Annotated in this window: 11 protein-coding genes and 1 other annotated feature; of the genes, 2 read left to right on the top strand and 9 right to left on the bottom strand. The window is 28.0% G+C overall.

Going from position 1 to position 12,772, the window contains the following annotated elements:
• Positions 1 to 4: 4 nt before the first annotated feature.
• From BN7997_RS12385 to BN7997_RS12400, 4 genes are all read right to left on the bottom strand, one after another.
• Positions 5 to 1,315 carry a hypothetical protein gene (locus BN7997_RS12385; protein WP_071121064.1) on the bottom strand — a complete coding sequence of 437 codons (1,311 nt, stop codon included), beginning with the start codon at positions 1,313 to 1,315 and terminating at the stop codon, positions 5 to 7.
• A 241-nt stretch (positions 1,316 to 1,556) separates the two neighbouring features.
• Positions 1,557 to 2,312, bottom strand: coding sequence for an ABC transporter ATP-binding protein (locus tag BN7997_RS12390; protein ID WP_071121430.1), 756 nt, complete (start codon positions 2,310 to 2,312; stop codon positions 1,557 to 1,559).
• Between the two features lie 4 nt (positions 2,313 to 2,316).
• Positions 2,317 to 3,333: a FecCD family ABC transporter permease gene (locus BN7997_RS12395; RefSeq protein WP_071121065.1), complete on the bottom strand. Its 1,017-nt coding sequence runs from the start codon at positions 3,331 to 3,333 to the stop codon at positions 2,317 to 2,319.
• Positions 3,323 to 4,228 (bottom strand): ABC transporter substrate-binding protein, encoded by a 906-nt coding sequence (locus tag BN7997_RS12400; RefSeq protein WP_071121066.1) that lies wholly within the window; start codon positions 4,226 to 4,228, stop codon positions 3,323 to 3,325. The genes BN7997_RS12395 and BN7997_RS12400 overlap by 11 nt, the downstream gene beginning before the upstream one ends.
• A 225-nt stretch (positions 4,229 to 4,453) precedes the next feature.
• On the opposite strand from BN7997_RS12400, the gene BN7997_RS12405 reads away from it, so the two are divergent.
• A complete protein-coding gene (locus BN7997_RS12405; protein ID WP_071121067.1) occupies positions 4,454 to 4,639 on the top strand; it encodes a hypothetical protein in 186 nt (61 codons plus the stop codon).
• A gap of 87 nt (positions 4,640 to 4,726) precedes the next feature.
• Here BN7997_RS12405 and trhA read toward each other — a convergent pair whose 3' ends face one another.
• Positions 4,727 to 5,374 (bottom strand): PAQR family membrane homeostasis protein TrhA, encoded by a 648-nt coding sequence (trhA, locus tag BN7997_RS12410; RefSeq protein ID WP_071121068.1) that lies wholly within the window; start codon positions 5,372 to 5,374, stop codon positions 4,727 to 4,729.
• Positions 5,375 to 5,600: 226 nt separating this feature from the next.
• Entirely contained in the window at positions 5,601 to 7,001 is a 1,401-nt protein-coding gene (gene asnS / locus BN7997_RS12415) for an asparagine--tRNA ligase (protein ID WP_071121069.1), read from the bottom strand.
• 155 nt (positions 7,002 to 7,156) lie between these two features.
• Positions 7,157 to 7,391 (bottom strand) — a binding site (T-box leader).
• Positions 7,392 to 7,502: 111 nt separating this feature from the next.
• Between asnS and BN7997_RS12420 the strand changes: the two genes are divergently transcribed.
• The gene (locus BN7997_RS12420) at positions 7,503 to 7,901 is read left to right on the top strand and encodes a hypothetical protein (RefSeq protein ID WP_071121070.1); all 399 of its coding nucleotides are present in this window, start codon (positions 7,503 to 7,505) and stop codon (positions 7,899 to 7,901) included.
• Positions 7,902 to 7,986: 85 nt separating this feature from the next.
• On the opposite strand, the gene BN7997_RS12425 is transcribed toward BN7997_RS12420, so the two are convergent.
• From BN7997_RS12425 to BN7997_RS12435, 3 genes are all read right to left on the bottom strand, one after another.
• Entirely contained in the window at positions 7,987 to 9,618 is a 1,632-nt protein-coding gene (locus tag BN7997_RS12425) for an amidohydrolase (RefSeq protein WP_071121071.1), read from the bottom strand.
• 99 nt (positions 9,619 to 9,717) lie between these two features.
• Entirely contained in the window at positions 9,718 to 11,079 is a 1,362-nt protein-coding gene (locus tag BN7997_RS12430) for an alanine:cation symporter family protein (protein ID WP_071121072.1), read from the bottom strand.
• Positions 11,080 to 11,226: 147 nt separating this feature from the next.
• Positions 11,227 to 12,735 carry a helix-turn-helix domain-containing protein gene (locus BN7997_RS12435; RefSeq protein ID WP_071121073.1) on the bottom strand — a complete coding sequence of 503 codons (1,509 nt, stop codon included), beginning with the start codon at positions 12,733 to 12,735 and terminating at the stop codon, positions 11,227 to 11,229.
• Positions 12,736 to 12,772 lie beyond the last annotated feature (37 nt).

The following is a 12,772-nucleotide window of genomic DNA, read 5'->3' on the forward strand; positions in this document are numbered from 1 at the left end:
CTGATTATTCAAAATCACTTAATGTATATCCTATTTTTAGTATTATATAGCTATATATAAAAGATATTATCAATGTAGTAAATATACCTGATCCCATAAATATATTACTTAGATAACTGTTCATTTGTAGTAAAGGCATATTTCCTCCTACATATATAACACTAAATGATGATAAAATTGTAATGATTATAGAATAACAAATACTAAAAATTAACACTATGTTAGATGAGCTATTTTTAAATTTCTTTCTTAAATTATATCCTGTAAGTATAAGCACTAATAATGATAAAAATATTATAGATATAAGCATTAACTTTGTATCAAATAATAAATCTCCATTTATTATACTTAAAATTGATAATTTATTGCTCCCTATTGTTGTAGGTACAATATTTGCAAATGTTAATATATATGATGCTAGCTGACTAAGTATAAAAGTAGTATTTCTACTGTAATTATATAATCCAAGTTCATATAAATAACTATTATCAACTATAGAAATACCTAAAAGAATTACAAATACTACTATATATAAAATTAATATAGTATTTATAGCTTTCTTAAGTATATCTAAGTAAATATTTTGTCCAAAGTATTTTTTCTTATATCCTATTAAATAAGTAGATATAAATCCTAAAATAAATCCATTTAAAAATAATTCTATTATATTATATTTATATGAAACTGCTAGTCCATAATTAATCATTTGCGAAATGCTAGATGATGTAGATGAAAATATACTTATTATTACTAGCATAAGTCCATATGTTGCACCAACTCCTACTGAATTATATAAAATATCTTGAGCATTTTTATTTTTTATAAATATTACATTAGATAGTAAAAGTGCAAATAAAGGAATTAACCCAATTAGTAACACTCCTAGATGTATACTAACACTTCCTGAGTTCATCATTGTTGACGCATTTAAATTTATAGTACCTAAATTTATCCCAAGTATTATATGTAGTGGATTTATAAAGTTTATTAATTCTCCAAGATTGAAGCTCATTAATAATTTTAATCCTAAAGAGATTAAGAATAATATTGCAACCGAAGTTACAGATGTTAATAATATAGGCTTTATATCTCCCTTAAAAGCCTTTATAATTTTTCCTTTTTTTGAAGTCTCTACTTCATCTAAAGATTTCCCACAAGATTTACAATATAGGCCTTCATTATTTTCAGTTTCACAATGACCACATACTGATTTTTGTTTTAATGTTATTTTATCTTTTAAAATATCTTGTGTACTTTTTCCATCTTCTGTAGAATAATTTAAATATGTTTTATTCTTATTATCCAATTTTTTCATCTTCCGTCCTTTCCTGTATTCATATAAATAAATTATATATTAATACCTAAAACTTATCTATAGTATAAGTATTCCATTGAAAAAATTTCACATAAAATTCATTTTTCCTATCTAAAATATCCTATATCTTCATATTAATTTCTAATACCAGACTTAAAATATTAAAATATACCACTACAATATATATAAATAAAGGTTATAAACTATAAAATTTATATCTATAATTTATAACCTTTATTATTTATTCCCATTTATTTAATATATTTTTCATAAAGCTTTTTATATCTATATCATATACATTCTTTAACTTATCATCATTAAGTACTTCCATAGATGTTCCTTCAGATACAATATTACCATTATCTAACATAATAACTTTATCAGCAAAATAGTGAACTAAATTTAAATCATGTAAAACGCCTATAACAATTTTTTTATTAGTTTTAGCCCATGTTTTTACATGTTCTAATAATTCTACTTGATATTTAAAATCTAGATGATTAGTTGGTTCATCAAGAAGTATTATATCTGGATTTTGAGCAAACAATTTAGCTAAAAATACTCTTTGTATTTGACCTCCAGATAATTCTGTTATCATTTTATCTCTATACTCCGTTAATCCTACTTTTTCTATGCTATCTAGAATTATTTTCACATCTTCCTTAGATAATGAGCTAAAAGCTCCTTTTAAGTATGGGTATCTACCAAGAGATACAGTTTCATAAACAGTATAAGGAAAATGAATCTCTGACAATTGACTCATTAAACCTACTTTTTGTGCAAAACTTTTTCTTTCATATTTATTAGAATCTACACCATCAAATTTTATTGTGCCTCTATATTCTATTAAATTTGCAATGGATTTTAATAATGTACTTTTACCACAACCATTAGGGCCTATTATAAATAAAATCTCACCTTTATCTACCTGTAAGTTTACGTTTTTTATTATATCTACACCATTATAACCACTATAAAGTTCCTTTATTTTTAACATACCATCACCTTTTATTTTTAAAATAGATATATGCAAAGAATGGAGCTCCAATTAATGCTGTTACTGCACCTACTGGAAGTTCTGATGGTACAACTACAGTTCTAGCAATCAAGTCTGATATTACCATTAAACATCCTCCAAATACAAAGGACATTGGTATTACGTATTTATGTTTTGATCCAAATACGCGTCTAACAACATGAGGTGCAATTAAATCTATAAATCCTATAGTTCCACTTAAAGATATTGCCCCACCCGTTAGTATTGCAGAAAAAATAAAAAGATTTCGTTTTATTTTTGATACATCTACACCTGTTGCTTTTGCTTGCTCTTCTCCAAATGTCATTATATCCATTTCTCTAGTAAATCTTATTACGCCTAACATACCGATTATTAGAAATGGAAGTATGAGCTGTACATAACTCCATCCCTTCATAGAAAAAGTTCCCATCTGCCAAAGAGTTATACTTTTCATATCTTCTGAAAATAATGCGGTAAGCGTTGTAAGTATTGCATTTACAAACAATGAAAATACCATTCCCGATAATATAATTGTATTATTTGACATAGTCCTATCTATTGTAGAAGAAAAAACTATAACTATATATACTGTTGCTAAACCAAATAAAAAGCCTACTAATGGAAGTGTAAAACTTCCAATTATAGGCATAGATATTCCAGTTACTATAATTAATCCTGCACCTAGAGATGCCCCTGATGATACCCCTAGAGTATATGGTGATGCTAGTTGGTTTTTCAAAATAGATTGAACCACTGCACCACTTGTAGCTAAACATCCTCCAACAAAAAATGCAAGCAATACTCTAGGTAATCTCAGTTTCCAAACAATGCCAACATTTTTAATCTCTAATCCATCTCTTAGTGGAATATTTAATATTTTAGTTGATAGTATTGATAATGTATCTAAAAAATTAATATTGGAACTTCCTACGGAAATTCCAATACATATTATTATTAACGCTAATAAAACACTAATTATTACCTTATGTTTATTTTTCATAATGTTCTGGATATACAGCCTTAGCCATTTGTTCTAAAGCTTTAATTACATTTTGAGATGGACGTGAAGATGCATTTTGATCTACTAAATAAACTTCATTATTTTTTATTGCATTTACATTTTCCCAAGCATCTCTAGATTTTATTTCCTCTGTAGGATTCTCCATATATCCTGCATTAGTTATTATTACATCTGGATTTGCATCTATTATAGCTTCAGCTGTTGGAGATACCCATCCTTCTTCATTTTCAAATATATTTTTTGCTCCAATTATTTCTATCATTTCATTTAAGAAAGTAGATTTCCCAAAACTAGATAAATATGGTGCTGGTGATATTTCAAAATATACTGATTTTTTATCAGTTATTGTATCACCTATAGCTTTTATTTCTTCTACTTGTGCTTTCATATCATCTACTATTTCTTTACCTTTTGACCTTTCATTTACAACATCAGCAATAAACTCTATATCTTTGTATATTCCATCTATACTGTCACTACTTGGTATGTAAACTACTGGTATACCTGCTTCACTTATTGCTTTAAACGGATCTTCTACAGAACCAGTTTTGTTGTGTCCTGATGCTATAACAATATCTGGTTCTAAACCTATTATAGTTTCTGCATCTGGATTTAAAAAATCTATTTGTGGTAATTCTGTATTTATACCTTCTATATCAGTAGAATATTTATCTATAGCTACTAGTTTATCTCCTAAACCTAATGCCATTAATACTTCTGTATTTGAAGGAGCTGTAGATATTATTTTTTCTATTTTGGTCGGTATATTTACCTCTGTACCCTCTCTATCTGTAACCATTCTATCTGTTTGAGAACTACATCCTGATAGTACAAATATTGATAATGTCATAATTAATGCTAATATTTTTTTCATTTCAACCTCCTATAATCTTTTATTGTTACTATAACATATAGTTAAGTATAAATTTTATTATATGTACCATGTATACACTATGAAATAACATTATATCAAAAAAGTATCATGATTGCATCATAATTACATTAAAATTAAGTTAAGAAAATATATACTTATGAGATTATATAGAGATAAATGGCATTATAATTTTTATCATATCTACAAATATTAGAACAAAATGGTATGTTCATTTTTAATTATACACTAATATCATATATATTTGGATTAATAGTCAATAAATCTAGATTAATAGCAGGATGGATATTTACTATAATGTATGCTGTTATAGATTCTTATGGATTATTATATTCAGCTAGTTCAATAATAAATTTGAATAATAGTATGTGTGAAACTAAACAAGTAGCTTAAGCTATAAAATAATATATATTTAAGCTTATATTTTAATAAAGATAGTAAGTACTAATAACTATAGATATTAGTATTTACTATCTTTTTTTATATTACATATTTAAATACAGCAAAAAAATGAGCTAAACTTCCTAACAAAATAAAAATATGAAATATTTCATGAAATCCTAAATTTTTAAACTTAAGAGCTCTAGGTTTAAGCCCATATATAACTGCACCTATAGTATAGAGTATTCCTCCTAATACTAATAAAGCTATTCCTCCTAATGCTATAGAATTATAAAGCGGAACTATTATAAATATAGATATCCAACCCATTCCTATATAAATACTTGTCGATATCCATCTAGGGCAGTTAAACCAAATCATTTTAAATAATACTCCGCATATAGCTATAGTGGATATTACACTAAATGTTATCCATCCTATAATACCTTTTAATCCAATCAAGCAAAATGGAGTATAAGAACCTGCTATAAGAATAAAAATCATAGAATGATCTATTTTTCTTAAAAAAGCAATTACATTATCAGACGATACTACTAAGTGATATGTTGCAGATGCAGAGTAAAGTAATATTAAACTAATCCCAAATATAATAACTGCAGCTATATTTATAATATTAGGACTAGTTAGTGTTGTCTTTATAACTAATGCCAAGAGACCTATAAAAGAAAGAATTGCACCACCTAAATGGGTAAATCCATTTATAGGCTCCCTAATATATGCTTTCATAAATTTCCCCCTATAAACTTTTTCACCAACAATTTATTCAGTCAACCGACCGATTTTATTAATATTGTATATTTATTTAAGGTAAAAGTCAATATAATATAAAATCGTATTGATGTTCATTTCACTTAATTTATAATAAAAAACACATTGAGTATTTCATCAATGTGTTTTTATTTAAAAGTAAATCTTCTATTAATAGAATTACTTCTGTAAATCTATTTAATTATTAGAATTCAGCATTTTTAGGAGTTCTTGGGAATGGTATAACGTCTCTTATGTTTTGCATTCCTGTTAAGTACATTAACATTCTTTCAAATCCTAAACCGAAACCAGAATGTGTAGCAGTACCGAACTTTCTAAGTTCTAAATACCACCAGTAATCTTCTTCATTTAATCCTAATTCTTTTATTCTATCTAATAATACATCGTATCTTTCTTCTCTTTGAGATCCACCTATTATTTCTCCTATACCAGGAACTAATAAGTCTGTAGCTCTAACAGTTTTTCCATCTGGATTTAATCTCATATAGAAAGCTTTTATATCTTTTGGATAATCAGTTACGAAAACTGGCCCTTTTATTATTTCTTCTGTTAAGTATCTTTCGTGCTCAGTTTGTAAGTCACATCCCCACTCAACTGGGAACTCAAACTTGTGTCCTGATTTTTGTAATAATTCTATAGCTTCTGTATATGGTAATCTCTTGAATTCAGAGTTTACAACACTTGTTAATCTTTCTATTAATCCTTTGTCAACAAAGTTGTTGAAGAATTCCATTTCTTCTGGGGCATTTTCCATTACATAGTTTATGATGTATTTTATCATATCTTCAGCTAATTCCATGTTGTCTTCTAAGTCTGCGAAAGCTATTTCTGGCTCTACCATCCAGAACTCAGATGCATGTTTAACTGTGTTAGAGTTTTCTGCTCTAAATGTTGGTCCAAATGTATAAACATTTCTAAATGCAAGTGCCATTATTTCAGCATTTAACTGACCACTAACTGTTAAGTTAGCTTCTTTTCCAAAGAAGTCTTTAGAATAATCTACATGTCCTTCTTCTGTTTTAGGTATATTGTTTAAATCCATAGTAGTTAATCTAAACATTTCCCCTGCACCTTCACAGTCACTTCCTGTTATTATTGGAGAGTGAGAATACACGAAGTTTCTATCTTGGAAGAACTTATGTATAGCATAAGCTGTTAAACTTCTTACTCTAAATACAGCAGAGAAAGTATTACTTCTTGGTCTTAAGTGAGCTATTGTTCTTAAGTACTCTAATGTATGTCTTTTCTTTTGTAATGGGTATGAGCTATCTGACTCACCTTCTAATATTATGTTAGTTGCTTGTATTTCAACTGGTTGCTTAGCACCTTCTGTAGATACTAATTCCCCTTCAACAAGTATTGATGAACTTATTGGAAGTTTAGTTATCTCTTTGAAGTTTTCTAATTTTTCATCAGATAAAACTATTTGCATATTTTTGAAGAAACTTCCGTCATTTAATTCTACGAATCCGAAGTTTTTAGAAGCTCTAGATGTTCTTATCCATCCAGCTACTTTTACAGTTTTTCCTATGTATTCTTCTTTGTTTCTGTATAATTCTTTGATTGTTACAAATTGTTTTTGCATATTATTTTCCTCCTTTTGTTATTTTAATTTATATAATTTGATAATTTTTATATGGAAATTCGATTCATACTTTTTACTAATAATACTTAAAATGTATATAAGCTAAAGTATTACTAACTTTTTTGTATAAAAAAAGCCCTTCATCCCATATAACACAAAGGGACGAAAGACTGTTACTCTCGCGGTACCACCCTAATTGCCAATAAAAATTGACCTCTTAGTAAGCATTGCTTATAGTCTATAACGGGACCTCCCGTCTAAGCCTACTCTCTTGTGATTTCGGTTAGAGGCTCCAAGATGTTCTTCAGTATAATCTTCGTATTAGGCTCACACCTTCCCTAACTCGCTGTGACTACATAATATACTTACTCTTCTTTTCATAGCCTTTATTTTAATATTATTTCAATTATTAAAAATATTATACCAACTTGCAAATTTTAAGTCAACATGTTGTTTAAAAAACATATTATCTATTAATACTCCCATATAGGAGGTGATTTTTTGAAATATTTTTTATTATTTCTTATTATATTATCATTTATTGGTCCAGCTGTAGATGACAATAAATCTACAGGTGATGTTATAACGGATAGTATCTATAACTATATAACTTGTCTAGATAATACTGCTAATTATTTAGTTGATAATGTGTCCTTCTTTTCTAATATATCAGAAAAATTATATAAGGCTTCTTACGACTCTATAATGAAAAATAGAGTATTTCAATCACATCTAGTACAATCTGGCGAAACTTTAGATTCTATAATACAACTATATAATAATAATATTGATGATATAGAAACTTTTAGAAAGGTAGTATACAAAGAAAACCAAGATATAGTATCAAGCTCATATGATGTTAAAGCTGGTGAATATATACTTGTTCCTAGTGATAGATAAGTTAATGCCTCAAATAATATAAATCATTTGAGGCATTATATTTGTAATATATTGATTGTAAAACTCCTTAAAAGTTATCTTTTATTTATGCTTTAAATATTGTATTTCCTTCTTTTATAGTTTCTAGAACTTTTATAGTTTCTATCTCTTCTTTATCTATTGATAATATATCTTTATCAAGTATTACTAAATCCGCAAGCTTTCCTTCTTCTATAGAACCCTTTGTATCTTCTTCAAAGTATTGATAAGCTCCATTTATAGTAACTGCTTTTATAGCTTCCATTACCGGTATTCTTTGGTGTTCTCCTAGTACTCTACCAGATTCAGTTTTTCTATTAACTGCATTGTGTATAGCTAATATTTGATTAGGCATTTTTACTGGTGGGTCTTGGTGTAAAGTGAATTTTATTCCTTTTTCTAAAGCCCATCCTATTGGAGATATATTTTGTGCTCTTTCTGGTCCAAATACTTGATCGTGGTGTAAATCTCCCCAGAATCTAACATGGTCACAGAAGAATGTTGGTACAGCACCTAAAGCTTTTACTCTATCTAATTGATCATATCTTAAAGCTTGGCAATGAACCATAACTGGTCTTAATTCTGTTCCGTGACCTGTTATTTCAACAGCTTTTTCGTAACATCTTAAGAATTGCTCACAAGCTTCATCTCCGTTAACGTGTACATTAACTTGAACATTCATATTTATACAATCAACAAAGTATTGAATTACAACTTCATCAGTTTGTGTTCCATATCCACAGTAATCTTTTGGTTGTCCTTGAGGTACTTTGTAGTATGGTTTACTTAACCAAGCAGTAAATCCTTGTGGAGAACCATCTAACCAAGTTTTAGCTCCACCTAACTTGTAGTGATTAAAGTATTCTCTCTTTGGAGTACCCTCATCTTTCATTAGATTTTTAGTTGATGGTTGAGTAGCAAGTCCTACTACATCTATTATCAACATATTATTTTGAGCACAAGCTCCTAATATGTGGTTATATCCATTAGCTTCTTCTACTGACGCATCTTGAGTTGTTGTTATCCCTAATGATGCATATATCTTTTGAGCTCTTACCATAGCCTTTAAGATTTCTTCAAATCCTGGTGCTTTTACAATCTTTTTCTTTTCACTATCTAATATAGCATTTTCCTCTAATACACCATTTGGCTCTTTAGAGTCAGGAGATACTGTTCTTACAACTCCACCTTCTGGAACTTCATAATCTTCTCCTACATATCCGTATAACTCTAATGCTTTAGAGTTTACAGCTGCTAAATGACCTGATGCATGAGATACTGATATAGGTATCTCTGTACTTACTTTATCTAAATCAAATTTAGTTGGATGTTCTCCATCTTCAAATTTAGTATTATCATATCCAAATCCTATTAACCAATTATCGCCACTTGGTGGATCATTTTTTAATGATTCTTCTAATCTAGCTAATAATTCTTCTTTAGACGTTACATCTCCTAATGTAACTATCATTAAAGTTTGTGCAACAGGAACTATGTGACCATGTGGATCTATAAATCCAGGAAGCATAGTTTTACCTTCTAAATCTATAACCTCAGTATCATTATCTTTTAAAGAAAGTATTTCTTCATTAGTTCCTACTTTTATAATTTTACCATCTTCGATAGCAACTGCTTGTACTACTTCTTCTTTGTTATTAACAGTTATCACATTACCATTAAAATAAAGTTTTTTAGTCATTTGGAATCATCTCCATTCAAATTAATAATTTTTTATAATTTAATACCTAAATCTTTTAAGATTAAATTTTTCCATTTTATTATGCAACAGTTTTCTTTATTAAGCAACAATCTTCTCTTTTTTATTACTTAACTTATAAACTTCCCAATGCTTAAATGTAAATATTGCTAATGCAGATACATTTATTCCAGAAAGCACAAATAATAATAAGTCAACTGCTTCAAACACAACATTTGCTCCAAATACAGCTAATGTTCCTGCAGATATTATTAAAACTAAGTATATTGCTATATTCTTATTTGCAGAATTATTTTTAAATAATTTTGTCGTATAGTAGAAAGATCCAAGTATAGTAGTTAAAGCTGATAATACTGTAAATGTACTTAATACTACTAATCCAAATATTCCAACTACATGTTCTGCAGTATTAAAGTATCCACCTAATCTAGTTACTGTATCAGCTGCAGTTCCATCAGTATTTAATAATGCTAAAGTTCCAACTTCTACTCCATAAGAAGCTATGTATGATGTTACAACTATAGAAACAAATATTGTTACTGCTGTTGGTATTAAAGATATCATTGCTGCTTCTCTTGGCTTTGAATCTGATTCTTGAGCTGCCATTGCAAGTGCTCCAAGGCCAGTTTCTGCTGTTTGTATAACTTTTTGCATACCTAATATAAACCCTAATGGTACACCCATCATAGCATTTACTGGGTTTTTCATTCCTTCTATCATACCTTGGAAGAATGTTGGTATGTAATCATAAGTCTTAACAACAAATATTGTAAAGAATATGAAGTATCCTGCTACAGCTGTACCTATCATATAAGTCATAGCACCCATAAATAATTCATGTTTTTTAGATAAGACTAAAGCTCCAACTACTAATATAACTGGAATAACTATGAATAAATATCTTTGAACTAATGATAGCTCTATTCCAAACTTATTGTTTAATATAGTTGCTGCAACTGAGTCTATTCCACTAAATTGGAATCCACCAAATCCAAATACTGCTAAAGCTACGAAACATACTGCATATAAAATACCTAATTTAGGATTTATTAAATCTCCTATATATTCTTTTGGTGTTTTCCCCATTATTTTAGAGTTTAATGTTTCTGAGTAAGAAACTGGAAGCATTATTAATGAACCTATTAAAGCCCATATAGCCATAGCTTCTATATTTGCTTGTCCATTTGCTGATAGTTTTGATAATGCTCCTAAAACTCCTATTATAGCTCCTGTCCCTATCATGGCTCCTAATGATATAGAAGCTGGACCTATAACATTTTTTATATTTAATTTTGCTGGCTCTGTAGCCTTTTTCTGTATTATAACAATCGACCTGACAGCCATTATGGCTCCAACCACTAATATAAATGGTAAGAATACTGGCCATATTGCATCAGATACTTTTGTTATTAAATGTTCTACTTGTAATAATATATCGTGCATATCTGCTCTCCTTTTCTGAAAAGTTTTATATCTAGCGCGGTATAAGATTATCAATTTTTTATAACTTAAGTCAATGCATCATTTTCCTAGCTTTTTCTATTTTTCAATAAATTCCACATTTCTTGAAAAATTCACTATTTAACTATATTATTCCAATTTTAAACTTTCATTTATAACTTTTGCACATGTTAGTATTTTTTCGATTCTCTCTAATATCTCGATTTTATTGCTTACTACTATCTCACTCTCTTTATTCCAAAGTATATCAAAGAACTCATCACATATATGCTTAAACTCACTATCTTTTATAATTGCATAATCATTATGATCTTTTCTAGGGTTAATACTCATAATTTTTAAAGTTTTCGATAAGTATATTGAAGGATTTTGAGTATCTTTAAATACTTCTACGAAGTCTCCATCTATTAATTTAATTTCAACATTATCATATTCTTCTATTATCTTTTTAATATAATTTATATGTCTTTCTCTTTGTTCAAAAGTTAACTTTACAGGTATGTTAAAAAAGTTAAGTTCCCCTACTGAAATATACTTTCTTATATTTAATTCATAAATGAGTACCTTTAACTTAGACTTATATATAACATTTTGTAAGAGCATATTTATTTTTTTTAATTCATCTAAAACCTCTTTATCATCTCCAAATATAGACTCTGCTATTTCTTCAAATAAATCATATGGCATAAAAAGTTCATTTATATGACCTATTAACCACCTTAAATCTTGGCCCATAATATACTGAAGATATGTTCTTTTTCTTATAATATCTAATGATGACTTTATCTCAAGTATAGGTTTTGCCTGATTTTTTAACATATCTTCTAAACTATAATAAATTTCATCCACTATATGCTTATCTTTTGACATATTTGTAAATAAACATTGTCTGTCTTTTGTATATATTGCAGCATGAAATATCCTATCCTTCATTACAGATATAATTGCATTAGAATCAACTTCACAGTTAAATATTTCAAAGTTTATTTCAGGATATGTAGTTATCATATTAATAATCATTATAGTATTAAATACTATATCTGAATCCGATCTATCAAGTCCCATTAAAAGTCTAACTCTAATATCGTGTGATGCATTTACTGACATTAAATCTTTCTTCATATCAGCTATTGCCATTTTATCACTATTGTTCAATTTATATAAATCTGCACTTATTATTAAATCTAATTTATCAGAGTTGCTCATAAATAAACTTGCATCTTTTGATAAGTACTGTTTTCTAAGCTTTGGATTTATATGTGTCATACTATTATAGCTATCTTCAGAGTGTGTGTTTTTATACAAATTAGGCACACTCTTTTCAGCTGTATACATATAAGCTTCTTTTAAACTTCGTTCTAAATACTGTGCTAAGACACTATTACTTTCTAAATCTTTATCTATTTCAAAATAATTTTTTAATTCTTGCATATGTGACATATTCAAAGAATCGACTATAAACTCAGAAGTTATTTTGCAAATATCTGATATGCTCTTTTGAGTAGGTAGATTTTTCCCGGTTATCCACTTACTTATATAAGAAACATCATATCCTAAGGCCTTAGCCAATGAACTTTTTTTCTGATTCGATAAATGTAATAATTTTTCTAATAATTTCCCAAATGTAATATTTTTCAATTACTTCAACCTCCATCAATTATTTTAAAGCTTGTTA

The organism is Romboutsia timonensis (genome assembly GCF_900106845.1).
Taxonomy (GTDB): domain Bacteria; phylum Bacillota; class Clostridia; order Peptostreptococcales; family Peptostreptococcaceae; genus Romboutsia; species Romboutsia timonensis.

Bases quoted from the DNA above. Each gene is read 5' to 3' on its own strand.
- BN7997_RS12400 (WP_071121066.1), bottom strand. From the start codon at position 4,228: ATGAAAAAAATATTAGCATTAATTATGACATTATCAATATTTGTACTA.
- BN7997_RS12430 (WP_071121072.1), bottom strand. From the start codon at position 11,079: ATGCACGATATATTATTACAAGTAGAACATTTAATAACAAAAGTATCT.
- BN7997_RS12390 (WP_071121430.1), bottom strand. From the start codon at position 2,312: ATGTTAAAAATAAAGGAACTTTATAGTGGTTATAATGGTGTAGATATA.
- BN7997_RS12405 (WP_071121067.1), top strand. From the start codon at position 4,454: ATGTTCATTTTTAATTATACACTAATATCATATATATTTGGATTAATA.
- BN7997_RS12395 (WP_071121065.1), bottom strand. From the start codon at position 3,333: ATGAAAAATAAACATAAGGTAATAATTAGTGTTTTATTAGCGTTAATA.
- trhA (WP_071121068.1), bottom strand. From the start codon at position 5,374: ATGAAAGCATATATTAGGGAGCCTATAAATGGATTTACCCATTTAGGT.
- BN7997_RS12385 (WP_071121064.1), bottom strand. From the start codon at position 1,315: ATGAAAAAATTGGATAATAAGAATAAAACATATTTAAATTATTCTACA.
- BN7997_RS12425 (WP_071121071.1), bottom strand. From the start codon at position 9,618: ATGACTAAAAAACTTTATTTTAATGGTAATGTGATAACTGTTAATAAC.
- asnS (WP_071121069.1), bottom strand. From the start codon at position 7,001: ATGCAAAAACAATTTGTAACAATCAAAGAATTATACAGAAACAAAGAA.